This window comes from Kocuria sp. SL71 (genome assembly GCF_026672465.1).
Lineage (GTDB): Bacteria > Actinomycetota > Actinomycetes > Actinomycetales > Micrococcaceae > Kocuria > Kocuria palustris.
In genome coordinates, this window is record NZ_JAPPRE010000001.1 from 1,984,137 (window position 1) to 2,009,260 (window position 25,124).

Annotated in this window: 24 protein-coding genes and 2 tRNA genes; 13 read left to right on the top strand and 13 right to left on the bottom strand. The window is 71.5% G+C overall.

Translation table 11 applies throughout. The features are described 5' to 3' along the window. Positions 1-93 precede the first annotated feature (93 nt). The gene (locus OVA15_RS08950) at positions 94-1,308 is read right to left on the bottom strand and encodes an endonuclease/exonuclease/phosphatase family protein (protein WP_268144432.1); all 1,215 of its coding nucleotides are present in this window, start codon (positions 1,306-1,308) and stop codon (positions 94-96) included. Positions 1,309-1,696: 388 nt separating this feature from the next. Here OVA15_RS08950 and OVA15_RS08955 point away from each other — a divergent pair, with 388 nt between their 5' ends. After that, entirely contained in the window at positions 1,697-2,254 is a 558-nt protein-coding gene (locus OVA15_RS08955; RefSeq protein ID WP_268145682.1) for a spermidine synthase, read from the top strand. 9 nt (positions 2,255-2,263) lie between these two features. On the opposite strand, the gene OVA15_RS08960 is transcribed toward OVA15_RS08955, so the two are convergent. Next, positions 2,264-2,587, bottom strand: coding sequence for an acylphosphatase (locus tag OVA15_RS08960; RefSeq protein ID WP_006213914.1), 324 nt, complete (start codon positions 2,585-2,587; stop codon positions 2,264-2,266). Then, entirely contained in the window at positions 2,584-3,432 is an 849-nt protein-coding gene (locus tag OVA15_RS08965; protein WP_006213915.1) for a DsbA family protein, read from the bottom strand. Before OVA15_RS08965 ends, OVA15_RS08960 begins: the two co-directional genes overlap by 4 nt. Positions 3,433-3,575: 143 nt before the next feature. Here OVA15_RS08965 and OVA15_RS08970 point away from each other — a divergent pair, with 143 nt between their 5' ends. Further along, entirely contained in the window at positions 3,576-3,776 is a 201-nt protein-coding gene (locus OVA15_RS08970) for a hypothetical protein (RefSeq protein ID WP_006213916.1), read from the top strand. Positions 3,777-3,783: 7 nt separating this feature from the next. Here the strand turns inward: OVA15_RS08970 and OVA15_RS08975 are convergent, their stop codons facing one another. The 3 genes from OVA15_RS08975 to manA form a co-directional block, all read right to left on the bottom strand. Next, entirely contained in the window at positions 3,784-4,995 is a 1,212-nt protein-coding gene (locus OVA15_RS08975; RefSeq protein WP_268144436.1) for a hypothetical protein, read from the bottom strand. A 127-nt stretch (positions 4,996-5,122) separates the two neighbouring features. Continuing rightward, positions 5,123-7,744 carry an excinuclease ABC subunit UvrA gene (locus OVA15_RS08980; protein WP_268144438.1) on the bottom strand — a complete coding sequence of 874 codons (2,622 nt, stop codon included), beginning with the start codon at positions 7,742-7,744 and terminating at the stop codon, positions 5,123-5,125. Further along, complete coding sequence (gene manA, locus OVA15_RS08985) at positions 7,741-8,919, bottom strand: mannose-6-phosphate isomerase, class I (protein WP_268144440.1); 1,179 nt, start codon at positions 8,917-8,919, stop codon at positions 7,741-7,743. The genes OVA15_RS08980 and manA overlap by 4 nt, the downstream gene beginning before the upstream one ends. A gap of 131 nt (positions 8,920-9,050) precedes the next feature. On the opposite strand from manA, the gene OVA15_RS08990 reads away from it, so the two are divergent. Further along, a complete protein-coding gene (locus OVA15_RS08990; protein WP_024289745.1) occupies positions 9,051-10,448 on the top strand; it encodes a phosphomannomutase/phosphoglucomutase in 1,398 nt (465 codons plus the stop codon). A 470-nt stretch (positions 10,449-10,918) separates the two neighbouring features. Then, entirely contained in the window at positions 10,919-11,203 is a 285-nt protein-coding gene (locus OVA15_RS08995) for a hypothetical protein (RefSeq protein WP_249933744.1), read from the top strand. Between the two features lie 95 nt (positions 11,204-11,298). Here OVA15_RS08995 and OVA15_RS09000 read toward each other — a convergent pair whose 3' ends face one another. From OVA15_RS09000 to OVA15_RS09010, 3 genes are all read right to left on the bottom strand, one after another. Further along, complete coding sequence (locus OVA15_RS09000) at positions 11,299-11,895, bottom strand: hypothetical protein (RefSeq protein ID WP_268144443.1); 597 nt, start codon at positions 11,893-11,895, stop codon at positions 11,299-11,301. Beyond that, complete coding sequence (locus tag OVA15_RS09005) at positions 11,864-12,175, bottom strand: ATP-binding cassette domain-containing protein (RefSeq protein ID WP_081749219.1); 312 nt, start codon at positions 12,173-12,175, stop codon at positions 11,864-11,866. Before OVA15_RS09005 ends, OVA15_RS09000 begins: the two co-directional genes overlap by 32 nt. 261 nt (positions 12,176-12,436) lie before the next feature. After that, entirely contained in the window at positions 12,437-14,296 is a 1,860-nt protein-coding gene (locus OVA15_RS09010; RefSeq protein WP_024289741.1) for a phosphoenolpyruvate carboxykinase (GTP), read from the bottom strand. 320 nt (positions 14,297-14,616) lie between these two features. On the opposite strand from OVA15_RS09010, the gene OVA15_RS09015 reads away from it, so the two are divergent. The 6 genes from OVA15_RS09015 to OVA15_RS09040 all read left to right on the top strand — a co-directional run bounded on the left by OVA15_RS09015 (position 14,617) and on the right by OVA15_RS09040 (position 19,841). Next, positions 14,617-15,723, top strand: a complete 1,107-nt coding sequence (locus tag OVA15_RS09015) for an iron-siderophore ABC transporter substrate-binding protein (protein ID WP_268144445.1) — start codon at positions 14,617-14,619, stop codon at positions 15,721-15,723. Beyond that, positions 15,720-16,775 (top strand): FecCD family ABC transporter permease, encoded by a 1,056-nt coding sequence (locus OVA15_RS09020; RefSeq protein ID WP_268144447.1) that lies wholly within the window; start codon positions 15,720-15,722, stop codon positions 16,773-16,775. The genes OVA15_RS09015 and OVA15_RS09020 overlap by 4 nt, the downstream gene beginning before the upstream one ends. Continuing rightward, positions 16,772-17,821, top strand: a complete 1,050-nt coding sequence (locus OVA15_RS09025; protein ID WP_024289738.1) for a FecCD family ABC transporter permease — start codon at positions 16,772-16,774, stop codon at positions 17,819-17,821. The genes OVA15_RS09020 and OVA15_RS09025 overlap by 4 nt, the downstream gene beginning before the upstream one ends. Next, positions 17,818-18,618 carry an ABC transporter ATP-binding protein gene (locus OVA15_RS09030; RefSeq protein ID WP_268144449.1) on the top strand — a complete coding sequence of 267 codons (801 nt, stop codon included), beginning with the start codon at positions 17,818-17,820 and terminating at the stop codon, positions 18,616-18,618. The genes OVA15_RS09025 and OVA15_RS09030 overlap by 4 nt, the downstream gene beginning before the upstream one ends. 50 nt (positions 18,619-18,668) lie before the next feature. Continuing rightward, the gene (locus OVA15_RS09035) at positions 18,669-19,667 is read left to right on the top strand and encodes a siderophore-interacting protein (protein WP_268144451.1); all 999 of its coding nucleotides are present in this window, start codon (positions 18,669-18,671) and stop codon (positions 19,665-19,667) included. A 101-nt stretch (positions 19,668-19,768) separates the two neighbouring features. After that, a tRNA-Arg gene (locus OVA15_RS09040) sits at positions 19,769-19,841 on the top strand. A 153-nt stretch (positions 19,842-19,994) separates the two neighbouring features. Here OVA15_RS09040 and OVA15_RS09045 read toward each other — a convergent pair. After that, positions 19,995-20,999, bottom strand: coding sequence for an aldo/keto reductase (locus OVA15_RS09045; RefSeq protein ID WP_268144453.1), 1,005 nt, complete (start codon positions 20,997-20,999; stop codon positions 19,995-19,997). Between the two features lie 121 nt (positions 21,000-21,120). On the opposite strand from OVA15_RS09045, the gene OVA15_RS09050 reads away from it, so the two are divergent. Continuing rightward, complete coding sequence (locus OVA15_RS09050) at positions 21,121-21,681, top strand: DUF488 domain-containing protein (protein ID WP_241180301.1); 561 nt, start codon at positions 21,121-21,123, stop codon at positions 21,679-21,681. 6 nt (positions 21,682-21,687) lie between these two features. Here the strand turns inward: OVA15_RS09050 and OVA15_RS09055 are convergent, their stop codons facing one another. The 3 genes from OVA15_RS09055 to upp all read right to left on the bottom strand — a co-directional run bounded on the left by OVA15_RS09055 (position 21,688) and on the right by upp (position 24,262). After that, entirely contained in the window at positions 21,688-22,230 is a 543-nt protein-coding gene (locus tag OVA15_RS09055) for a SixA phosphatase family protein (RefSeq protein ID WP_051452677.1), read from the bottom strand. A gap of 117 nt (positions 22,231-22,347) precedes the next feature. Continuing rightward, the gene (locus tag OVA15_RS09060) at positions 22,348-23,136 is read right to left on the bottom strand and encodes a winged helix-turn-helix domain-containing protein (protein WP_268144455.1); all 789 of its coding nucleotides are present in this window, start codon (positions 23,134-23,136) and stop codon (positions 22,348-22,350) included. Positions 23,137-23,626: 490 nt separating this feature from the next. Then, entirely contained in the window at positions 23,627-24,262 is a 636-nt protein-coding gene (upp, locus tag OVA15_RS09065; RefSeq protein ID WP_006213935.1) for a uracil phosphoribosyltransferase, read from the bottom strand. Positions 24,263-24,356: 94 nt separating this feature from the next. Between upp and tadA the strand changes: the two genes are divergently transcribed. Further along, the gene (tadA, locus tag OVA15_RS09070) at positions 24,357-24,821 is read left to right on the top strand and encodes a tRNA adenosine(34) deaminase TadA (protein WP_040560504.1); all 465 of its coding nucleotides are present in this window, start codon (positions 24,357-24,359) and stop codon (positions 24,819-24,821) included. A gap of 63 nt (positions 24,822-24,884) precedes the next feature. After that, positions 24,885-24,971: transfer RNA gene (locus OVA15_RS09075), tRNA-Ser, on the top strand. The last annotated feature ends 153 nt before the right edge of the window (positions 24,972-25,124 follow it).

Consider the following 25,124-nt stretch of genomic DNA (forward strand, 5'->3'; position numbering starts at 1 on the left):
TGTCCTTGAGAAGTTCGACGACCAGCCTACCCACGACCATCAGCGTCCTGTCTGATCGGCTCCTGACGACTGGCTGGGAGCCGCAGGCACGACTCAGCGCACGCGCAGATCCGCCCAGACGGGCCGATGGTCCGAGGTCGGGAAGGGATACGAGCCCGTGAGCTCCGCGCCGGGCTGCCCCGGTGCGGGCCAGAACACCTGGGAGTCCTGCACCCGGAGATTCGACGACGGCAGGACGTAGTCCACCCGCAGGTTGCCCGGCACCTGGTCGGTGAAGTCCGCCGTGTCGAAGCAGTGCTCGCCCAGATGCCTCGTGTTGGCCCCTCCCTGGGCGGCAGCCGCCGCGACGGCCCCCTCCGAGCTCGGCCGAGGATCCTGGATGCGGTGGTGCTCCAGCAGCTGCCGGGCAGCCCCGGGCCAGGAGTCCCCGTCCTGAGGGTCGGAGTTCAGATCGCCCATGATCACGAACCTGCTGCCGGGCAGCAGTCCGCCGGTGCCCCCGTTGTCGTCGCGGATCCAGCTGCCGCGGCGCGAGCCCGTGATGTAGTCCGCCCAGAAGCGGATCTCGTCGTGGTTGCGCCTCCCGTTGCGGTCCTCGGATCCGTCGAACGACGGCGGAGTCGGGTGGGAGGCCAGCACATGGACGGTGTCGCGGCCCACCCGCACGGGAACATCCCAGTGCGACTTCGACGACAGCCGCAGCCGCTTCCCGATCTCGCGGCCGTAGTAGTCCCAGGGCAGCAGGCTGTCCGGCATCTGCGACCAGAGCTGAAGCTGGAAGGTCCGCACCGCGCGGTGGTCGATGGGCGCCGTGGAGTACACGGCCATGCCGTACTGGCCGGGGAAGAGGCCGAAGCCCCAGGCATCGTCGCCGGTGCGCAGCGTCCCGTCCCCGTTGAGGTCCAGGCCCGAGTCCACGCCCGTGTTGACGGCAGCGGTGAAGGCGTGGGGGAAGTCCAGCGGGGCCTGGCCGTTCTGGCTGCGCGCCAGGTAGTTGTCCCGGAACAGCTGCACGCCCAGGTGCTCGGCGTCGTAGTCGAACTCGTTGATCAGCAGGACGTCGGGGGCGCAGCGCTGGATGACCTCGGCGACCGCCTGCGCCTGGGCATTGCCGGGCGTGGAGAGATCCCGCACCAGCTGCCCCTGCGAGCCGCGGTTGAGCGAGGCGTTGTAGGTCATGAAGCGCAGCGTCCGATGCCCGGCCCCGCCGCGCTCGGAGGCTGCGGCGGGAAGGGCGATCGAGGTCACCGCGGCCCCGGCCAGGCCTCCGACCAGGCTGCGGCGGGTGAGTGCGGTGCGGCGGCTCATGTGACCCCCTGGGGTGCTCGGTGGGCGCGGCCGGTCGGCCGATGACATGGACCGACCGTAGCGAGAGCGGTTGAACCGGCCGTGAACGGACGGCGAGCGGATCACGCGGATCGGTGAGACGATCCGAGCATGTCCCGCCCCGCACACCGCTCCCGCTTCCTGTCCGCCCTCGACGCCGGGGCCGAGATCGCCTGGGACGAGCTGACCGAGGGGTGGATCCTCAGCATCGGCGGCGCCGAGCAGTCGCACGTGGACCTGGCGGATCCGAGCCGGGTCTTCTACGAGTACCTGCAGCGGATGTCGGCGGCCTGCGACCTGCAGCGCCCGAGCGGACAGCCCGTGCGCGCGCTGCATCTGGGGGGCCGGGGCGCTGACGCTGCCCCGCCGGCTGAGCGCGGTCCGCCCGGGATCGCAGCAGACGGTGATCGAGCTGGCCCGCGAGCTGCCGGGGTTCGTGCTCGAGCACCTCCCCTGGCCGGACTCGCAGCCGCCCCGGATCCTGATCGGCGACGCCCGGGAGCAGCTCGGCGCGCTGCGCGAAGCCGAGACGGAGCCGTTCGACCTGCTGGTGCTCGACGTCTTCGCCGGCGACGACGCACCCGCCCATCTTCGCGAACGATCGTTCTACGAGGAGATGGCCCAGGTCCTGGCCCCCGACGGGGCGCTGATCGTCAACGTGGGCGATGACCCGGGACTCGGCTTCTTCCGCGAGCAGGCCGAGCGCATGGTGCAGGCCCAGGGCAGCGGCGGTGCCCCGGCCTTCGCCGACGTGTGGTGCCTGAGCGACGCCTCGATGCTCGACGGGCAGCGCGCCGGCAACCTCATCCTGCTGGGCTCGCCCTCGAGCATGCCGCGCGAGAACCTGGACGCCCTGCGCGCCGCCGGCCCTCACCCGGCCGCGGTCCTGGACCGCATGCAGCTCGAGGACTGGCTGGCCGGTGAGTGAATCCGCCGCTCAGGCGGTCGTGAAGCCGCTCAGGTCGCCCTGGGGGTCCTCGAAGTGCGCGTCCACGCGCATCACGGCCCCCGGTGCGTCCGGGCCCTGGATCTCCTTGAGCAGATCGCGCACCGCCCAGCGGGTGCCTTCGGCGATCACCTCCACGGTGCCGTCGTCGAGGTTGCGGGCGCAGCCCACGAGCCCCAGCTTCTCGGCGTGCTTCCACGTCCAGTAGCGGAAGCCCACGCCCTGCACCGTTCCGTGCACGATCGCGATGGCCCTCAGCCGCTGCCTGGTGTCCAGGCCGTCCTCCTCGTCTCGTGCTGCGCCCTGCTGGCTCATGCCCGGGTCCCGGAATCGCTGGAGGAGCCCGAGGAGCCCTCGGCCGCATCGCGCAGCACGTCGCGGAGGTCCTCCGCGCTGCCGATCTCCCCGAGGTCGATGGCCCTGCCATCGGCCACGAAGCTCGGAGTCCCCGTCAGCTCGAGGTCCTCCGCCTGCTGGCTGTGCTGCTCGACGATCTCCTCGACGTCGCTGGAGCCCATATCCTCGCGGAAGCGCTGCTCATCCAGCCCCGCCTCCCCGGCGAGCTCGACGAAGCGGCCCTCGAGCTCGCCGTCCGAGAGCTCGGACCACTCGTCGACGTCGTCGTAGACGAGGCTCGCGTACTCGTGGGCCTCCCCCTGACGACCGGCGGCCTCGACCGCGTGGGCCGCCGGCACCGCGTTGTCGTGCATGGACAGGGGGAAGTTCTTCACGCGCACGACGACCTCGCCGTCGAGCTCCTCGGCCACCTGCTCGACCGCAGGGTGGAAGGACCCGCACGCGGGGCACTCGTAGTCGGTGTACATGGTCACGACGGGCAGATCTCCGCTGGCCGTGTTCAGGGCGTAGCCGTCCTCGATGGCCTGGTCCACGCCGGCGACCTCGGTGTCCTCCTGCGGGGCCTCGGAGTCCTGGGCGCTGGCGGAGTCCTCCGCCTGGGCGGAGCCCCCTTCCGACGGGTCCTGGCTCGGGGAGCCCTCGCTCCCGGTGTCCGGGGCGGAGGCGGAGTCCTGAGCCGAGGCGGAGTCCTCGGTCGAGGGGTCCTCATCGGAGCTGGGAAGGCAGCTCGTGAGCAGCAGCGCGCAGCAGGCGGCAGCCGTCAGGCCGGCGGCGAGGCGGGATCCGGTGGGATGGGATGTCATGGCACTCCCGGGGGGTGAGGCGGTGCCCGCAGGGCCCCGCGGTGATCGGTCTGCGATGGCCCAGACTACGGGCGGGATCTGACTGCGCGATACCCTGCCAGCGTCGTGCCGTCCGAGAGCCCGTTGCCAGAAGGAGTCCGCCCGTGCAGCTGATGGTCCCGTTCCAGATCGTGCTCATCGTCCTGGCGGTGATCGTGATCGTCGTGGGAGCCGTGATCTCCGACCCGCTGCTGATGCTGCTCGGGGCGCTCATGGCCGCGATGGCCATCACCGGGCTGGGCATGGCGCTGCGGATGCGCCGACGGCACTCGGGCCAGGCCCCGCAGCGCCCCACGCGCGGCTGAGACCGGATCAGTCCTGGGCCTCGGCCTGCTCCTCGTCCAAGGGCAGCGGCTCTCCGTCCAGCCGGTGGTCCAGGTGCATTCCGGCCTCCGCAGCGCTGCCGCTCAGGGCCTCGGCCGCTTCCTCGTACTGCGGCTCGCTGTACTCCGGCAGCCGCTCGGAGCGCACCCTGAGCATCGGCGCCGCCCCGTCCGAGCCCTCGACCCGCGCCGTGGCCTGCAGATCAGGGACCTGGCCCAGGTCGTGGAGGTCCTCGAGCAGCTCGGGCGTCAGCGACTTCGCGAACGCGCTCGGGACCGTGAGCCGCACGCGGCCGTCGATCACGGTCACAGCGTCCTGGTGCCCGCCCGGCGCCTGGCCGGCCTCCTGGGTGTCCCTGAGCACCCGGGAGAGCTGGGGAAGCGCTCCCTCAGCAGACAGATCCGCCGAGTAGACGGTGGTCACCTCCAGCTGCTGGCCCACGCTCACCGACCAGCGGCGCTCGGGCCCCTGCTCCTCGGCGGAGGACGGCGACGCCGAGGGATCCGGGGCAGCCGTCTCCTGCGCGCCCGGCTGGGGGCCTGTGCGCTGCAGCGCGGCAAGCAGGTCGATGGCCTCGGGGATCGTCGCTGCCGAGCCGGTCGCCCGGCCGTCCGCAGCGGCGGGCTCGGAGGCCGCCGAGGCCTCTGCCGGTCCCGAGATCGAGGAGCCGTCGTCGAGCACCAGGGAGACCTGTCCCAGGCCGATGCCGGTCCCCGACAGCTGGGCCTCGGCCTCCGTCTCGGCTGAGGACCAGGCCTGAGCGATCTGCTCGGGGGTGGCTTCGGGCGCGAAGAGCAGCCCCAGGTCCACGGTTCCTTCGCGGGCCTCGCCCCCCTGGGAGTACGAGCCCTCCACGGACGCCGAGACCACCCCGGGCAGCTCGCACAGGGCCAGCTCGGTCTGCGGCACCACGAAGGCCACGTCAGCGGCATCCGGAGCGGGTGCGGTCCGCGCCAGGCCGTCGTCCTCGGCGCTGGGTCGAGGCTGGTTGCAGTCGGCGCTGCGAGCCCAGACGGGCAGCTCAGCCCCGGCCACGAGCCCGGGCTCGGCGATCTCCCGGTTCGGCGGCTGCTCCATCTCCGGGATCTCCGGCTCGGGATCGGCCGGTGCGCAGCCCGCCAGCGGCAGTCCCATGGCGGCGAGACAGCCCAGCAGCGCGGCCGATCGGAGTCCGGCGCTCGGGCGCGAGGCGGCTGTCATCTCAGATGCCTCCTGCGAAGCGAGCGGATACGGGGGGTGCGCGCCGCCGGGCGGGGCCGCACGGCCATCCTACGGATCGCGGCCCCCTGCCGCCCCCTGCGGTCCGGGCCGTGACGCGCGAGCCGTCTCAGCCGCGCAGCCAGGGACCCGTGACCGAGTCGGGATCGGCGGCGACCTGCTGAGGAGTGCCTGCCGCCACGACGGTCCCGCCGCGGCGCCCGGCGCCCGGGCCCAGATCGATGACATGGTCGGCCGTGCGGATCGCCTCCGGACGATGCTCGGCCATCACGACGGTCGCCCCGTCGCGGGCGAGGCCGTGCAGCACCCGCAGCAGGCGCTCGGCATCGGCCGGGTGCAGCCCCGTGCTGGGCTCGTCGAGCAGGTAGAGCGTCCGGCTGCGACCGGTGCGGTGCAGCTCGGAGGCGAGCTTGATCCGCTGGGCCTCTCCGCCGGAGAGCTCGGTCGCCGGCTGGCCCAGTCGCAGGTAGCCGAGTCCCAGCGCCCCGAGGGCCTCCAGGGGCCTGCGGATCGCATCGACCCGGCGGCGCTGGGAGGCCGAGCGCGGCCGATGCGCAGCCTCCTCGTCGGACGGCTCCTCCGCGAAGACGGCGAGCGCCTCGGCGACCGTGAGCTCCAGGATCTCGGCGATCGTCCTCCCCTCCCAGCGCACCGAGAGGGTCTCGTCGTCGTAGCGGGTCCCGTGGCAGACCGGGCAGACGGTCCAGGAGCCGGGCAGGAAGACCAGCTCGACCTCCACCTGGCCCTGCCCCTGGCAGTGCGGGCAGCGCCCGGGGGTCGTGTTGAAGGAGAACCGCCCGGCTTTCCAGCCGCGGGAGCGGGCCTCCGGGGTGTCGGCGAACAGCGCGCGCACGTGATCGAAGAGCCCCGTGTAGGTCGCCAGGTCGGAGCGCGGCGTCCGTCCGATCGGCTTCTGGGTGATCCGCACCAGACGGCGCACCTCCTCCAGGCCCTCCGCGGCCGCGACGGTGGTGCCCGGACGGCGCTGCTGCTCGGCCTCGGATCCCTCGCTGGTCTCCTCCGGGTCGCCGGCCTCGAGGTCCACCACGCCGGAGCCCTCCAGATGCTGCGCCGTCGCATCCCCCAGCGCATCCAACAGCGAGGACTTGCCCGAGCCGGAGACGCCCGTCAGCGCGGTCAGCGCCCCGATCGGGAACTCGGCGTCGATGCCGTCGAGGGTGTTGCGGCGCACGCCCCGCAGGCGCAGGCGCTGCTCGCTCACCCGCACGGGGCCGCCGCGGATCTGCTCCGGCGGCGTCGAGGCGCGCAGGAAACGGCCCGTGGCCGATTCCGCGACGTCCTGGAGCTGGTCGACGGGACCGGAGTGCAGGATGCGTCCGCCCTGGGTGCCCGCACCGGGGCCGACGTCGACCACCCAGTCGCAGCCGCGCACGAGCTCCATGTCGTGCTCGACCAGGCACACGCTGCTGCCCGCGCCCACGAGGCGGCGCAGCACCGCCATGAGCTGACGCGCCTCCGATGGGTGCAGCCCCGCCGAGGGCTCGTCCAGGACGTAGACCACCCCGAAGAGCCCCGAGCGCAGCTGCACCGCCAGGCGCAGGCGCTGCATCTCGCCGGGGGAGATGCTGAGGCTGCTGCGATCCAGGCTCAGATGCCCGAGGCCCAGGTCCACGACCGAGCGCAGGGTCGAGCAGCCGTCCTCGAGCAGCAGATGCTCAGCCTCCTCGCCGGGACCCAGTCGCTGGCCCTTCTCAGCACGGCGGTCCAGCTCCGCGCGCCTGTCCTCGAGCAGCTGCAGCAGCTCGTCCAGGGGTCGGGCCTGCAGCCGGTCGATCGGCTCGCCGGACCAGGTCACGGACAGCGCGGCCCGGGTGAGGCGGCGGCCGTCGCACTCGGGGCACGGGCGGGACTCCACGAAGCGCAGCGCGCGGGCGCGCATGCTCGCGCTGCCGGTCTCGGCCAGCGTGCGCATCAGCAGGGAGGCCGCCGAGGAGAACGTCCCCTGGTACTCGAGCTGGACCTGATGGGCTCCGCGCACGGGATGGACGGTCACGACGGGGTGCTCGTCCGTGAACAGCACCCACTGCCGGGTCTGCTCGGGCAGCTCGCGCCACGGCAGGTCGATGTCGATGCCGAGCTCGCGGCAGATGTCGCGCAGGTTCTTGCCGTTCCAGGCGCCGGGCCACGACGCGATCGCGCCGTCGGCGATGCTCAGGCTCGGATCCGGGACCATCGACTCCTCGGTCGGCACGTGCTGCACGCCCAGGCCGTGGCACACCGGGCACATGCCCGTCGGGGTGTTCGGGGAGAAGGCGTCGGAGTCCAGCCGACCGCGCGGGCCCAGCTCCATCCCCTGGGGATACTCCCCTGCCCGCGAGTACAGCAGCCGGATCGTGTTCGACAGCGCCGTGATGGTCGCGACCGAGGACCGGGCGGTGCCGCCTCCGCGCTGCTGGCCCATGGCGACGGTCGGCGGAAGACCTTCGACGGAGCGGACCTGGGGGTCGACGGCCCCGGCGATCAGCCGACGGGCGAACGGGGCCACCGATTCGAGATAGCGGCGCTGGGCCTCGCCGTGCAGGGTGCCGAAGGCCAGCGAGGACTTCCCGGAGCCGGAGATCCCCGTGAATGCCACGAGCCGCTCGCGCGGGATCTCGACATCGACCTCGCGCAGGTTGTGCAGGTGGGCGCCGCGGATGCGGATCATGCCGTTGTCGTCGGCGTTCTCGGCCTTCTGAAACGGGGTCGTCTCCCCGGAACCGGCGGTCATGCCCGCAGCTCCACGGCCCAGAAGGTGCCCTGCCCGCTCACGACGACCGGCTCGCCGTCGGCTCGGACCCACGCCGAGTGCCCGGCGCCGACCTCCACAGGCTCGGCCCCAGGGGAGCTGAGCGTCACGGAGCCGTCGACGCACAGGACCGTGCACGTGCTGGGATCCAGCTCCAGCTCGAGCTCGCGCCCGGGCCGGGCCTCTCCCGAGACGAGGCTCAGGCGGTCCTCCCACAGCGAGATGCGGCGCAGCCCGTCGGGGCCCGTCACCGCCTCCTGCGGCACTCCGGGGTCCTGGTCATCGGTCACGACCCGCAGCAGCTCGTCGACGTCGACGTGCTTGGGAGTCAGCCCCGCGCGCAGCACGTTGTCCGAGCAGGCCATGATCTCCACGGCCGTGCCCTGCAGATAGGCGTGGACCTGGCCGGCGGGGGTGAACATGGACTCCCCCGGCTCGAGCACGAAGTGATTCATGCACAGGGCCACCAGCAGGCCGCGGTCACCGGGGTGCGAGCGGGCGACGTAGTTCAGCACGGAGCCCAGCTCGTCGTCGGCGGGCAGACGACGGACGGCCTCCTCCAGATCGGCCAGAGCCGCCTGCGCCCGGTCCTCCGGAAGGCTCAGCACGGTGCGCAGGACGGGCTCGGGGTGCTCGAGCACCTCGCGCAGCCACTGCTGGTCCAGCGCCTCGGCCAGCAGACCGAGCTCGGCGCGATCTCGCATGCCCGTGAGGATCTGCAGCCGCGACAGCGCCACCACGGTCTCCGGCTTGTCGCTGCGGTCCTTGTAGCTGCGATGCGCCGCATCGATCGCGATCCCGGCGGCCTCCTCGCGCTCGAACCCCTCCCGGGCCTGCGCGATCGAGGGGTGGACCTGGATCGACAGCGGGGCCTCGATCGCCAGGATCTTGAGCAGGAAGGGCAAGGATCCGTCGTCGGCCACGACCTGGTCGCCGTCGCGCACGAAGCGCTCGGGCTTCTCCAGGAGCAGCTCGTTGAGGGGCTGCGGGCCGGCCTGGAGCACGAGCTGCGAGGGTGCCGAGCGGTGGGCGCCGATCCACAGCTCGGCCTCGGGCTGCTCCGAGGGCGAGGGCCGCCCCTGCATCTGCGCCAGGACCGAGCGCGAGCCCCAGGAGTAGTGCTGGACGGGGTCGATCATCTCGAAAAACTGGGGCATGGCTCCATGGTAAGCACGGGGACTGTCCCCGCCTTCCTGCCGCAGCAGGGCCCCGCGCCCCCATGTATGGGGCGGCGGCGCGCCCGCCTGCGCTCGGGAGCCGCCCCATCGCCTCCATTAGAGTGCGGGGCATGACCATCGACCTGTCCCAGTCCTTCAAGGCCTACGACGTCCGCGGCATCGTGGGCGAGACCATCACCGCCGAGACCGTGCGCGCGACCGGCGCCGCCTTCGTCGACGTCCTCGAGCTGGCCGGAAGGACGGTGCTGGTCGGCGGCGACATGCGCCCGTCCTCGCCCGAGTTCATCGACGCCTTCGCCGAGGGCGCCACCGCTCGCGGCGCGGACGTCGTGAAGATCGGGCTGATCTCGACCGACGAGCTCTACTTCGCCTGCGGCGTGCTCGATGCCGCCGGCGTGACCTTCACCGCCAGCCACAACCCGGCGCAGTACAACGGCATGAAGATGGCTCTGCCGGGGGCTGTGCCCGTGTCCTCCGAGACCGGGCTCTACGAGATCCGCGACCGCGCCCAGTCCTACCTGGCCGACGGCATTCCGCCAGGCGAGACCCGGGGGACGATCTCCGAGCGCGACGTCCTCAAGGACTACTCCGAGTTCCTGCGCGGACTCGTGGACCTGCGCGGGATCCGCCCGCTGAAGGTCGTCGTGGACGCCGGCAACGGCATGGGCGGGCTCACGACCCCGGCCGTGCTGGGCGACACCGTGCTGGAAGGGCTGCCGCTGGAGATCGTGCCGCTGTACTTCGAGCTCGACGGCACCTTCCCCAACCACCCCGCGAATCCCCTCGAGCCCGCGAACCTCGTGGACCTCCAGAAGGCCGTGAGGGAGCACGGGGCGGATATCGGCCTGGCCTTCGATGGCGACGCCGACCGCTGCTTCGTGATCGACGAGAACGGCGGGGCGGTGACCCCGTCGGCGATCGCCGCGATCGTCGCCGAGCGCGAGATCGCCCGGGCGCAGGCCTCCGGCGAGCAGACCCCCGTCGTGATCTACAACCTGATCACCTCCCGCGCCGTCCCCGAGCTGGTGGAGGCGCGGGGCGGGCGCCCGGTGCGCACGCGCGTGGGCCACTCCTTCATCAAGGCCGTGATGGCCCGCGAGTCGGCGGTCTTCGGCGGCGAGCACTCGGCCCACTACTACTTCCGCGACTTCTTCAACGCGGACACCGGCATGCTCGCGGCCATGCACGTGCTGGCCGCCCTGGGCGAGCAGCAGCGTCCGCTCTCCGAGCTCATGGCCAGCTACGACCCCTACACCGCCTCCGGTGAGATCAACTCTGAGATCGAGGACAAGGCGGCAGCGGTCGAGCGCGTCCGCGGGTCGTTCGCGGGCGAGGACGTGGAGGTCGAGGACTCCGACGGCACCACCTTCGCCGCCGCCGACGGGACCTGGTGGTTCAACCTGCGCCCGTCGAACACGGAGCCTTTCCTGCGCCTGAACGTCGAGGCGCACGACCCCGCCGTGATGGAGCAGCTGCGCGATCGCGTGCTGGGCATCGTGCGCGGCTGAGGCCTCGCGCGACAGGATCCGCGGCCCCGTCCTCGCCCCTTCCCGGGCAGCGGCGGGGCCGCTTCGGCGGCGATCCCCTCCACGCGACGTCAGGAGAGGTGAAGGGCAGCCTTGGCCATCTGGATCAGACGACGCAGCCGATCGGCATCCCAGCAGCCCCTCCCCCAGGACTCCGAGCAGCAGGCGGAGGACGCGCAGCCTCACACGACCCTGCCTCATGCTGCGGAGGCCGAGCGCCCCGGACCCCGCGAGACCGCTGTGCACGCACCGGCTCGAGCCCCCGAGGCGCCTGTCCCCGAGTCCGCGGCACCATCACAACGCCCTTCGGCGCACCAGCCGATCGAGAACCCGTCCTCCGCGACAGCAACCACGCAGGAGAGCACTGACATGTCCCACTGGATGATTCCATCAAGGAGCTGCTGAGCATCGAGGGCGCCAACGGCGCCGCCATCGTCGATGTCTCCAGCGGCATGGCCCTCGCCTCCGGCGGCAACCCGGGCTTCGACCTCGATGTCGCCGCGGCCGGCAACTCCAACGTGGTCCGCGCCAAGCTGCGCACCATGCAGGAGATCGACATCGACGCCGAGATCGAGGACATCATGATCACGCTGTCGAACCAGTACCACCTGATCCGGGCCCTGAACTCCCGGGACACCTCCGGCCTGTTCGTTTGCCTGGTGCTCGATCGCACCAGCGCGAACCTGGCCCTGGCCTGCCACAAGCTCAACGCCGTCTCCGGCCGCATCGCGATCTGAGACCCCGGCTTCCGAGCGCTGAGAGCCCCCCCCCGCTCGGGAGGGGGCTCTCGTCATCCCCGGGACGCCGCTGGCGGGCGGCTGACCGGTCGGACTCAGGCCGAGGTGGCGGCGCGGCGGCCCGAGCCGGAGGCTCCGATGCGCCGATGGCGGCGGACATGAGGGTGTCCTCGGTGGCCTCGGAGTTCTCCTGCTGGAAGACCAGGCGGCCGTCGCGCATCACGAGGATGGGGTGGCACCACTGGACGAGCTCCGACATCTCGGAGGACACGAGCAGCACCGCGGTGCCGCGGCTGGTCAGCGCGGTGAGCATCTCGCTCGGCCTCGACGGCCTCGCCGGGACGCTGCGGCTCGGAGAGGCGGCGCTCGAACTTCGAGTAGACGACGTCGCCGGTGCTGGCTTCGCGCGGCGAGTGCCCGCGCACGATCCGGCCGTCGCGCATCACCAGGATCCGGTCCACGAGAGAGAGGACCTCGTCCACCCGGTGGGACACGTAGAGGATGCCGCAGCCGCGTTGGGCCATCATCTCGCGCAGGACGTCGGCCAGGGCCTGCTCCGCGCGCAGGAGGCCGCTCATCGGCACATCCAGGTCGAGGCGGATGCCTGTCTGCTCGAGCACAGCCAGCCCATGCGCCAGCAGGCCGCCTTCGGCGATGCCCTCACCGGCACCGATGAACTCGCGGACGCTCATGCCCGCAGGCGCCTTGAAGCGCTGCTGCACGGCGCCTGACCCCCAGCCCGAGCGCCTCCCGCTCGCTGGAGGGGCGGTAGGGGCGGACGCTGAGGTGCATGGTCCCGCCGTTGGCCCTGGCGGCGCCGGAGGCGATCGAGATCAGCGTGGACTTGCCCGCGCCGTTGCTCCCGACGAGGCCGACGATCTCGCCCTCTCCCACCGCGAGGTCGATGCCGCGCAGCACCCGGCGGTGCCCATGGGTCTTGGTCATTCCCTCTATGCGGAAGCGCTCTGTCATGGATCTCTCGGTCTCCTCGCGCCTCAGGGGCCCTTGGACGGCCCGCCGAGGATCAGCGGACCGGATGCTCTGCCGCCGGCCCCTGGATCACGGGCGACGGTCGACTCCTGACAGGCGCATGGCGCCGCGACGAGTCGACTCTGCGAGGTTCGTCGCGGCGCCATATCTCACCTGAGCGGCGTCGCTTCCAAGGATTCGGCCACCGATGCCCCCACGAGCACTGTCCCCCGGACGGGTGGCATCTCGATGAGGGTGGGCCGATCAGCGGGCGTCCGAGAGCCGGGCGCGCAGCCCCTCCGACTGCTCGATCAGCACCTCGGGCACACGGCCCAGGCGCTCGAACCATGCGTCGATGCTGGGCAGCTCGGCCTCCCACTCGTGGACGTCGACCTCCAGAGCGCGGTCGATGGCGGCCGGATCGTAGTCGAGGCCCTCGAGATCCAGGTCATCACGAGTGGGGACGATTCCCACCGGGGTCTCCTGGCCCTCGGCGCGTCCGTCGATGCGCTCGGCGATCCACTTGACCACGCGCGAGTTCTCGCCGAAGCCCGGCCACGCGAAGCCGCCGTCGGGCGTGCGGCGGAACCAGTTCACGTAGAACACCTTGGGCATGTTCTCCTCGCCGTGGCGCTCGCCCACGTTGAGCCAGTGCTGCAGGTACTCGTTCGCGTTGTAGCCGATGAACGGGAGCATGGCCATGGGGTCGCGGCGCACCACGCCCACCGCGCCCTTGGCGGCGGCGGTGGTCTCGGAGGACAGCGTGGCGCCCTGGAAGACGGCGTGCTCCCAGCCGAAGGACTCGGAGACCAGCGGCACGGTGGTCTTGCGGCGCCCGCCGAAGACGATCGCGTCCAGCGGCACGCCCTCGGGATCGTCGTACTCGGGGGCCAGCATGTCGACCTGCTTGATCGGCGTGCAGAACCGCGAGTTCGGGTGCGCTGCGGGGCGGCCAGACTCCGGGGTCCAGTCGTGGCCCTTCCAGTCGGTCAGGTGCTCGGGGACCTCGTCGGTCATGCCCTCCCACCAGACGCCGCCGTCGTCGGTCAGGGCCACGTTCGTGAAGATCGTGTTGCCCTTGGCGACCGCGCGCATGGCGTTCGGGTTGGTGGACCAGCCGGTCCCGGGAGCCACGCCGAAGAGGCCTGCCTCGGGGTTGATCACGCGCGCCTGGTCGTCCTTGAAGCTGATCCAGGCGATGTCGTCGCCGACCATCTCCGCCTTCCAGCCCGGGATCGTGGGCTCGAGCATGGCGAAGTTCGTCTTGCCGCAGGCCGACGGGAACGCGGCCGAGATGAACTTGGTGTTCTGCTGCGGGTCGGTGATCTTGAGGATCAGCATGTGCTCGGCGAGCCAGCCGTGGTCGTGGGCAATGGCCGAGGCGATGCGCAGGGCGTAGCACTTCTTGCCCAGCAGAGCGTTGCCGCCGTAGCCGGAGCCGAAGGACCAGATGGCGCGGTCCTCGGGGAAGTGGACGATGTACTTGTCCGGATTGCAGGGCCAGGCCACATCCTCCTGGCCCTCGGCCAGCGGCGCACCCAGCGAGTGCAGGCACTCGACGAACCCGGAGCCCGTCTCCTCCATGCGGCGCAGGACGTCGTCGCCGATGGTCGCCATGATGCGCATGGAGCACACCACGTAGGCGGAGTCGGTGATCTCGACGCCGAACATGGGCTGCTTCGCATCGAGGTGGCCCATGACGAACGGGATGACGTAGAGGGTGCGGCCCTTCATGGAGCCGGCGAAGCGACCGCGCAGGGTCTCCTTCATCTCCAAGGGGTCGCGCCAGTTGTTCGTGGGTCCGGCCCCGGACTCGGACTTGGTGCAGATGAAGGTCCGCTCCTCCACGCGGGCGACGTCGTCCGGGTCGGAGAAGGCGGCGAAGGAGTTGGGGAACTGGGACTCGTCCAGGCGCACGAGAGTGCCGTGATCGACCATCTCGTCCGTGAGCTGCTTCCACTCCTGCTCCGAGCCGTCGGCCCAGTGGATGCGATCAGGGGTGGTGAGCTCGGCGATCTCGCGGACCCACGAGATCAGGCCCTCGTGGGTGGTGGGCGGCGAATCCAGGGCGGCCCGGGTCTCGGCCGTCAGTCCGGCGGTGTTGTCGGTGGGCTGCTGAGCCATGGACGTGTCTCCTCGTTGAGGCCGGTGCTGCGCGCACTGCCCCCGGGGATCTCATCGTCGAGATGCGCGAGCGCCGTCATTGGCGTCCGCGCGGAAGCAGCCGCTTGCGGGTGTGCTCCCAGTCTACGCAACGCACTGCACGACGCGCCGTGTGACAGATCACCGCCGCCTTGCCGCCTCGACCGGCGCGGCATATGCTCGAGCGCCGGTAGCTAAGCCTTACCTTAACTGGACGAGGTCAGCGCCCTGCCGCCGTCGATGCGGCGCTGAACGGGCGGTCGGATTCGCCCTTTCCGCCTTCCACACCACAGGAGCTCCACGTGTCCGATTCGAATCCCTCCGCGCTCTCCCGCCTCAGCTTCAGCCGGCGCTCGGCACTCGCCGGCCTGACCGGCCTCGGCGCCGTCGCCCTCGCCGGCTGCCAGACCGGCGACGGCGGCTCCTCGGACGACTCCTCGTCCGGCGGCTCCGACGAGCGCGGCGAGTTCCCCCGCACCATCAAGCACGCCTTCGGCGAGACCGAGATCGAGTCGGCCCCCGAGCGCGTGGCCACCGTGTCCTGGGCCAACCAGGATGCCGCGCTGGCGCTGGGCGTGGTCCCGGTCGGCATGCCGACCATCGACTTCGGCGGCAACGAGAACGGCTCGACCGACTGGTTCGACGACAAGCTCGAGGAGGTCGGCGGCGAGGCTCCCGAGCAGTACTCCGAGACCGACGGCATCGACTTCGACGCCATCGCGGCGCTGAACCCGGATGTCATCCTCGGCGTCTACTCCGGGCTGACGCAGGAGGACTACGACAAGCTCTCGGAGATCGCCCCCACGGTGGCCTACCCGGAGGGCACCCAGCCCTTCGGCACCTCCTGGCAGGACACCACCCGCGGCGTGGGCGAGGCCCTGGGCCTGGACGATCAGGCCGACGACCTCGTCTCGGACCTCGAGGGGCAGCTGGCCGACGCCGTCGAGGCCAACTCGGTGCTCTCGGGCAAGACCTTCATCTACGGCACCGTCGATCCGGAGGCCGAGGACGAGATCTCGATCTACACCTCGATCGACAACCGCCCCCGCTTCCTGTCCTCGCTCGAGATGGAGCAGGCCCCCGTCGTCGCCGAGGAGGAGGGCGAGGACCCGGAGTCGTTCTTCATCACCTGGTCGCCGGAGCGCGCCGATGAGCTGGACTCCGACATCCTGATCTCGTGGGCCATGTCCGAGGACGTGCGTCAGGCCATCGAGTCCGATGACCTGCTCAACAAGATCCCGGCCGTCGCCGACGGCAAGCTCATGCTGCAGGTCGACGCGCAGGAGACGCTGTCCGTCTCGGCGATCTCCCCGCTGAGCCTCCCCTGGGCCCTGGAGACCGTCCTGCCCCAGATCGTCGCCACCCTCGAGGGCGGCAGCGCGGACGCAGAGGCATCCCCGAGCGCATGAGCCATGCCGGCACGAGCCCCCGGGTCGCCGGGGCGGCTCCCTGGACCGCGCTGGTCGCGGCCCTCGTCCTCGTGGCGGGGGCCGGGCTGGCCTCCCTGTTCCTGGGCAGCCGCTCCGTCGACCCGGCGGTCGTGTCGGAGGTCCTCCTGCGCATTCCGGGAATGGTCATGGGCCAGGACTCCGGTGCGACCGCGGACATCGAGACCGCCGTCGTCCTGAGCCGGGTCCCGCGGACGCTGACCGCGATCCTCGTCGGAGCGGCGCTGGCCGTCGCCGGCGCCGGGCTGCAGGGCGTGAGCCGCAACCCGCTGGGCGACCCCGGCCTCCTGGGCCTGAACGCCGGCGCCTCGGCGGGCATCGTGATCGGCCTCGGCTGGTTCGGCGCCGCCACCAGCTGGGAGATGGGCGCCGCCTCCCTGGCGGGCACCCTCGTCGCCGCCGCGCTCGTCTTCGGACTGAGCCAGATCGGCGGCACATCCCCCACACCGGTGGGCCTGACCCTGTCCGGGGCCGCCGTGAACGCCGGATTCATCGCGCTGACCTCAGCGATCGTCCTGACGCACTCGGACATCCTCGACCGCTTCCGCTACTGGAACATCGGCTCCGTCTCGCGCGCCGATGCCGCCGACCTCTCCGCGGCGCTGCCGCTGATCGCGGTGGGCCTGGCCCTGGTGATCTTCGGCTCCTCAGGGCTCAACGCCATGGCGCTGGGCGACGACTTCGCCCACGGGCTCGGCGTGGACCTGCGCCTGCAGCGCCTGATCGTCTTCCTCGGCGTCGTCCTCCTGGCCGGATCCGCCACCGCAGCCGCCGGCCCCATCTCCTTCGTGGGCCTGCTGATCCCGCATGCGATCCGCCGTCTGGTGGGCGGGGACTACCGCTGGATCGTGGTCCTGTCCCTGCTGCTGGGCCCTGCGCTGCTGCTGCTGGCCGATGTCATCGGCCGCGTCATCGCACCGCCCCAGGAGGTCTACGTGGGCATCATGACCGTCGTCCTGGGCGTGCCCGTCCTGCTGGTGCTGCTGCGCCGCGGCAAGGGGGTGTCGCTGTGAACGCCTCGGAGATCACCGCCATGCGCCGCCGCGAGTCCCGCCGCACGGGCCGCCTGATCGCGATCATGTACCTCGCGGTGCTCATCATGCTGGCCGTGCGCGTGCTGCTCGGCGGCTACACCGTCACCATCCCGGACTTCTTCCGGATCCTGGGCGGTGAGCGCATCCCCGGCGCCACGTTCATCGTGATGCAGGACAAGCTGCCGCGGGCCCTGCTGGGCGCCGGCGTGGGCATCTGCTTCGGCTTCGCCGGAGCACTGTTCCGCCGCGTGCTGCGCAATCCCCTGGCCAGCCCGGACATCCTCGGCATCTCGCAGGGCGCTGCCGCCGGTGCCGTGATGGGCATGGCGTTCCTGGGCATGCGCGGAGCCAGCATGATCGTGACCGCGCTGCTCGGCGCGTTCGCCGCCGCCGCGCTGATCGCCCTCGTGTCGACCTCTCTGGGCGGTCGCGGAGGCGGCGGGGCCGTGGGCATCGTGGGCGAGCGATTCCTGCTCGCGGGCATCGGCATCGCCGCTCTGGGCGGGGCGGTCGTCTCGTTCGTGATGGCGCGGCTGTCGCTGCAGAGCGCGCAGGACGCCGCCACCTGGACCACGGGCTCGCTGAACCTCGCGACCTGGGACCGCATCCTCGTCGTGGCCATCGTGCTCGCGGTCGGCATCCCGGCCGCGCTGGCCCTCCACCGCGCCATGGAGCCCGCGGAGCTGGGCAGCGAGCTGGCCTCGGCCCTCGGCGCCCGCCCAGCCCTCACGAGCGCCGCCGCACTCGGACTGGGAGTCCTGCTCGCCGCCGTCGCCACCGCGACCAGCGGCCCGCTGGCGTTCGTGGCCCTGCTGTCCACCCCGATCGCCGCGGCCCTGCATCGCGGGCGGGTCTCGCTGCTCGTCAGCGGGGCCGTCGGCGCGCTGATCGTGGTCGCAGCGGACATGATCGGCGCCGAAGCCTTCGGCGACGCCCGGCTCCCCGCCGGTGTCATCACGGGCGCCGTGGGCGCCCCCGTCATGCTGTGGCTGCTGGTCCAGCAGAGGAGAGGAGCGCGCTCATGAGCGAACCGGTCTTCGACATCCGCGGGCTCAGCCTGGCCTACGGCCAGCGCTTGGCCGTGCAGGACGTGGATCTGCAGATCCGCCCGCACGAGACCACGGTGCTGATCGGCTCGAACGGCTGCGGCAAGTCCACCCTGCTCAAGGGGCTGTCCCGTCAGCTGGCCCCCAGCTCCGGGACGATCTCCTTCCAGGGCACCGAGCTCTCCCAGGTCCGCTCCAAGGGCTACGCCCGCGATGTGGCACTGCTGCCGCAGACTCCCGTGGTGCCCGAGGGCCTGACCGTGGCCGAGCTGGTGGCCCGCGGCCGCCATCCCCACCGGCAGTGGTGGGGCTCCCCGGCAGCCGGCGACGACGAGGCCGTGGCCCGGGCCCTGTCCATGCTCAGCCTGCAGGACTTCGCCGACCGCCGGGTGGACGAGCTGTCGGGAGGTCAGCGCCAGCGCGCCTGGATCGCACTGGTGCTGGCGCAGGACACTCCCGTGGTGCTGCTCGATGAGCCGACCGCCGCCCTCGACCTGGCCCATCAGGTCGAACTGCTGGATCTGCTGCACGGCCTGCGCCGACCGGACGGCACCCGCACCACCGTGATCGCCGTGCTGCACGAGCTGAACCTGGCCGCGCGCGTGGCCGACCGCGTCATCGCCATGGCCGGCGGACGGATCGTGGCCGCGGGAACGCCGGAGGAGGTCTTCACCCAGCAGCGGCTGCACGACGTCTTCGGCCTGCATGCCGATGTCATGCCCGATCCTATGGAGGGCCATCCCGTGATCCTGCCGCGGGCCCAGGTCGTCGTCTGATCGGCCCGCCCGGCACCCGTTCGCACCGCACACCGCCCCCAGGAGGCCCCATGACCCGCACGTCCGCACAAGGCCCCCAGACCATCTCCGCGCTGGTGTCCGTGACCTCGGTGGAGGACCTCTCCCCGACCTTCCGCCGCGTCCGGATGGCCGGAGCGGACCTGCTCGGCGCCTCGCCCGCGCTGATCGGCGAGGGTCCCGAGATCACCTGCGCCGATGCCTACCTCAAGCTGCTGATCCCGCCGCCCGGGCGCGAGGCCGAGCACCCCGACCTGAGCCAGGGCCTTCCCGAGTGGTTCGCCCTTCCCGCCGAGCAGCGCGGCTGGCTGCGCACGTACACCGCACGCAGCTGCCGCTGGATCGACCTGGACGGACAGCGGGTGCCCGAGATCGCGATCGACGTGGCCCTCCATGATCACGACGCCGGCCCCGGTGGCCTGTGGTTCTCGCGCGCCTCGATCGGCTCCACGGCGTGCCTGCTGGTCCCCGGTCCCGAGGAGCCGCTGTGGAGCTCCTGGGCCCCGGGGCAGGCCGAGCGGGTCATCGCGGTCGGTGACGAGACCGCCGCGCCGGCGCTGCTGTCGATCGCCGAGCAGCTCCACCGCGACCGTCCCGACCTGCGCGCCGACGTGATCATCGAGGTCCCGGACGACCACGACGTCTCCTCCTACCCCGACAGGTCCCTCCCCCGCACCCCGCCCGATGGACAGCACGGACTGAGCCTGCACATGCTGACGCGCGATCCCGAGACACGGCTCAGGGAGCCCGGCGCCCGCGCACTGGGCGAGCTGCTGGGGCTCGAGACGAGCATCGTCGACGAGGCCCTGGCCGGGCAGCGCCCGAGCCGGCCGCAGCACGCCGAGACGCCCGAGCCGGCCGAGCGCGAGTGGTCCCTGGCCGAGGCCTCCTCCGAGGGCACCTATGTGTTCCTGGCAGGCGAGGCTGCCAGCATCAAGGCCTGGCGCCGCATGTGCGTGGACGGCGCCGGGATCGACCGCTCCGCCCTGTCCTTCATGGGCTACTGGCGGCAGGGCCGCGCCGAGTCCTGAGAGCCGCTGCCGATTTGCGCGCGAGCGCAGCGGGCGAGTACAGTCTTACTTCGTTCGCAGGACGGGAGACCGTTCAGCAGGACACGGCTCGCAAGGGCCGGGCGCCACTAGCTCAACGGATAGAGCATCTGACTACGGATCAGAAGGTTGGGGGTTCGAATCCCTCGTGGCGCACTTCACGAGACAGAGGCCCCGCCAGGCAGCACGCCCGGCGGGGCCTTTTCGCATCCCGACCCGCCCGTCGTTGCGCCCTCCCCGCCGAGGGGACGCGTCCGACGGCTTCTAGGCCTCGAAACGCGTCGGATGCGTCCCCTCGGTGCGCGACGCTCAGTAGCGGGGCTGCGCGGGAGCGGGCATGCCGTTGAGGGCTGCCACGTCCTCGTCGTCGAACTCGATCTCGGCGGCGCGCGCGTTCTCGGCCAGGTGCTCCAGGTTCGTGGTGCCCGGAATGGTGATGACCGAGCCTCCCTGCCGCTCGGGCAGCAGCGACCAGGCGATCGACACCGCGGTCTTCGAGACGCCGTGCTTGCGGGCGATCTCCTCGAGCACCGGCAGGATCAGCTGATCGTTGGCGGCGCGCGCCTCCGGCGTGAACCGGGAGTTGCGGGCGCGGAAGTCGTTGTCCGAGAACGTCCTGCCGGTCAGCGCACCGGAGAAGTAGCCGCGCCCCACCGGCGAGAACGGCACGAAGGCGGCATCGTGGTCGCGGCACCAGGAGATGACATCCCCGGCGGGATCGCCGTCGGAGACGACTCCGGAGCCGTCCGGGTCGCGGGTCCACAGCGAGTACTCGGACTGCACGGCGGCCACCGGATGGATCGGCTGGGCTCGCTCGAGCTGCTCGACGGTCACCTCCGACATCCCGATCGAGCGCACCTTGCCGGCGTGGACCATCTCGGCCATCGCGCCCCAGGTGTCCTCGAGCGGGACCTCCGGGTCCAGGCGGTGGACGTAGTACAGGTCGAGGACGTCGGTGCGCAGACGTCGCAGGCTGTCGTCGATCGCCTGGCGGAGGTAGTCCGGGCGCCCGCAGCGTCCGGTCCTGGGCGGCTCCAGCTGCTCGGCGAGCAGCACGGCCTTGGAGCACAGGAAGATCTCATCCCGCCGGTCGTGCAGCGCGGCCCCCACGATCTCCTCGTTGGCGCCGCCGCCGTAGAGCGTGGCCGTGTCGATGAAGTCCATGCCGCCGTCCACGGCAGCGCGCAGGACGTCCCTCTTGGCCGCCTCGGACAGCTCCTGCCGGTCATAGGCCCAGCTCAGGCCCATGGCGCCGAAGCCCACGACCCCCACCTGATCGCCGGTCGCGGGGAAGCTCACCTGTCGCATGCTCATCCTCTTTCTCATCCGTGCAGGAAGCGGAGCCGTCGTCGTGCGCCGCTGCTCGAAGACCCACGCTACGTCCCCGACGACCGAGCCGCCGCTGCAGCGCAGCGGCGGCTCCTACAGTGGGCCCATGAGCTGCGACGAGATCTGGACCATCGGGCACTGGGTCTGCGAGCAGGGGGTCTTCCTGGAGGCACTGGACAGCGCAGGCATCGGCGCGATCGCAGATGTGAGGGCGCAGCCCGGCTCGCGGCGCAGCCCGCAGTTCAGCAGGGACGCGATGCCCGAGTGGCTGGGCGAGGCGGGCATCGAGTACCACCACCTCCAGGAGCTGACCGGCCGGCGGCGCAAGCAGCCCGAGATCCCTCAGGAGCTCAATGCCGGCTGGCAGAACCGCAGCTTCAAGAACTACGCGGACTACACGCTCACCGACGACTACGAGGACGGCATCGCCCAGCTCGTGGAGATCGCGCGCAGGCTCCCCACGGCGATCATGTGCGCAGAGCCGATGCCGTGGCGCTGCCATCGGACCCTGATCGCCAACACGCTCACAGCGCGGGGCTGGACCGTGCGCCATCTGTCCACCACGGCCGAGCCGCGGCTGCACGAGCTGGGGATGTGGGGCGCTCACGCGGAGGTCTCCGACGACGGCGTGGTCACCTACCCGCCGATCGCCGAGGACTGCGACTGAGGCCAATCAGCCGCGGGGCGAGCGGAAGCCGACCAGGCGGGCGTCGGCGCCGTCGAGCTCGGCCCACGGCTTCTGCAGCCGGAAGACGGCCAGCCCCGCGGTGGGGAAGCCCGCCGAGAGGTCCATGACCGAATCCATGTCCGAATCCGGGGCGGCCAGGCGCATGGCGACCTCCTGCACCGCGGGCTGGTGGCAGATCACCAGGAGGCTGCGGACCCGCTCGGGAGTCGCGCAGATCTCCGCGAGGACCTGCCGATCGGAGGCCTCGTAGAGCCGGTCGGACAGGCTCGCGGTGGGCGCCCGATCGCCCAGCACGCTCGAGACCCAGGTGCAGGTCTGCCTGGTGCGCAGCGCGGACGAGCACAGGACCATCTCCGGCAGCTCGCCGCTGTCGAGCAGCCACTGCCCCGCCTCCGGCGCCTCAGCCTGACCCTGCTTGCCCAGCGGGCGGTCGAAGTCCGCCACGCCCCACCCGGCGTCCGCCTGAGCATGGCGCATGAGGATCAGAGTGCGCTCGTCCGGGCCCGTGGTCTCCGAGGTGCTCGTCATGGGCTCATGGTCTCACGCACCGCGGGAGGAGGCCTCGGGCAGAAGTCGAGCCCCGTCCTGATCCGGCAGGACGGGGCTCGAGGGGGCTCGAGGGGGCTCGAGGGATGCGGCCGCGACTCAGATGGAGTACTCGGGCGCGGCCCAGACGATGACCTCGGGGTGGTCGTAGAACCGGTAGCCCTGGCCGCGGACCGTGCGCACCGTGTTGGCCAGGCGACCCAGCTTGGAGCGCAGGCGCCGGATGTGGACGTCGATGGTGCGCTCGTTGGGGGTCTCGTCGGCATCCGACCAGAGGCTCGAGATCAGCTCGGTGCGCCCCACGGTGCGGCTGCCGTTCTCCACGAGGTAGTTCAGCAGCTCGAACTCCTTGTAGGTCAGGTTCAGCACCGACCCGTCCAGCATGACCTCGCGGCGCGAGAGGTCGATCAGCACGCCGACCGACTGGGTGGTGCGGGTGTCGCGAGCCGAGACCGGGGCCGTGGCAGCCTCCGCGGCGGGCTCGACCGCGGTCGGATCGCCGAGGGCGTTGCGCACGACCTGCAGGTCCCCGCCCGGGGCACCGGCCTGGGCCAGCGCCACGGCCGCGTAGCTTTCCGCCTCCGGGGCGATCTGGGCCACCGACCGACGCAGCTGCTGCACGATCTCCACCAGCGTGGTGCCGTTGGCGGCCGCCTTGGCCTCGCCCAGGCCGACGTACAGGACGAAGCCGCGGGCCTCCGAGCTCACGCCCGGATCCTGGGGGTTCAGCCGTCGATCGGCGCGCACCTGTTGGGGCGCACCGCCCGCCTCCACGGCGCCGGGGCGACGGCGCCTGGGCGCCGCGCCCCCTGCTCCGGCGGCCATCTGGCTCGCGGCGGCGGTGCGTGCTCGCTGCGAGATGTGGACATACCCGGGTGCTCCGGCCATGACTGCTCCTCATGCTGTGAAACGACCCTGCCACGGGCCGCTGCCGGGCCGAGTCTCGACCGGGCCTGCACGCCCGACGCCGCACCGAGAGGCTCTCTCCCCTGACCCGGCTGACCTGCCGGAGAGACCGGCAGGCGGCGTCGCGCGCTCCTGCAATGGCTCCATACTCAGCCAGCTCCAAGCTTCTGCGCAAGACACATACCGACTTGTGTCTCACTATCCGAGATTAATAACTTGTAAACGCACCTATGTGCGCCCGCAACCCCCGTCTGGCGCGTTTCCTGGAGCAACTTCAGCCTTCCGGCGCGACCGGGGGAGACATTCGCGCCAACTTACTCACCGGTATTCGTGTTTTCACCCACCCCTCTCTGTCAAGACCTATTGCCACATCGGCAACCGAGTCTCAGATAATGAGACGCCCCTCGATGCTCGGCATCGAGGGGCGTTTGGGGCATCACCCCAGGTGCCGCCGGGCGGCGGGCGCAGGGAATCAGTCGACGACGCCGTACAGGCGATCGCCGGCATCCCCCAGACCGGGGACGATGTAGGAGTTCTCATCCAGGCGCTCGTCGACGGTCGCGAGGACCACGTGGACGTCGTCGTCGCCCAGCTCCTGCTCCATGGCGGCAAGCCCCTCGGGCGCCGCGAGAAGGCACAGGCAGGTGATGTCCTGAGCCCCGCGCCGGCGCAGGAAGCGGATGGCCTCGATCAGAGTGCCTCCGGTGGCGAGCATGGGATCGAGGACGTAGACCTGTCGGCCGGTGAGATCATCCGGCAGCCGCTCGGCATACGTGACGATGTCCAGGGTCTGCTCATTGCGGGCCATGCCCAGGAAGCCGACCTCCGCCGTGGGCACCAGACGGGTCATGCCCTCGAGCATGCCCAGACCGGCGCGCAGGATCGGGACCACGAGCGGTCGCGGCGTACTCAGCGCCGTGCCGGTCGTGGTGCTCACGGGGGTGCGGACCTCGATGGGCTCCACCCGCACCTCGCGCGTGGCCTCGTAGGCGATCAGCGTGACGAGCTCCTCCACGAGCTGGCGGAACACGGGGGACGAGGTCTCCCGATCGCGCAGAACGGTGAGCTTGTGCGAGACCAGCGGATGGTCGAGAACTGTGAGGCGCATGACGCAAAATTAGCATTCAGCCGCGTCCGCGGCGCAGACGCAGAAGGCGCCGGAGCGCACCCGAGGAGGAGTCCCGCCCGTGGCACTGCCCCCGATGCACAGCACTCGAGTCCACGAGGCCTGGATGCGCCAGGCCCTCGAGCAGGCGCGCCTGGCGCTGTCCACGGGCGACGTCCCCATCGGAGCCGTCGTGCTGGATCCCGACGGCCGCGCCATCGGGCGCGGACGCAATGAGCGCGAGGCCCACCACGACCCCACGGCCCACGCCGAGGTCCTGGCCATGCGCGAGGCCGCCGAGGAGCTGGGGCGCTGGCGACTGGACGACTGCACCCTGGTGGTCACGCTCGAGCCGTGCACCATGTGCGCCGGGGCGGCGGTGCTCGCACGCATCCCGCGGATCGTGCTCGGGGCCTGGGACCCCAAGGCCGGCGCCTGCGGCTCGGTCCTGGATGTGGTGCGCCACCGGCAGCTCAACCACTGGAGCGAGGTCCACGGCGGCGTGCTCGCCCGCGAGTGCTCCGCACTGCTCACCGAGTTCTTCCGGGCCCATCGCGACTGAGCGGCCCCGACCCGGCCCCGCCGATTTTGCGCACCGCCCACCCGCCAGTATGATCTTGGGCCTGGTGGCGTGTCCGAGCGGCCGAAGGTGCATCACTCGAAATGATGTTTGGTGTAAAAGCCAACGAGGGTTCAAATCCCTCCGCCACCGCGCAGAGCTGAAGGGCCCTGCTTCCCCGAGGTCTCGGGGAAGCAGGGCCCTTCAGGCATTTTCGGGCCGCACCTGCGCCCACATCCTGCCCGCACCGGCCCGCGGCCTCCGAGATGTCGGCCCCGGGCCTAGACTGGAGGACAGTCCCAGAGA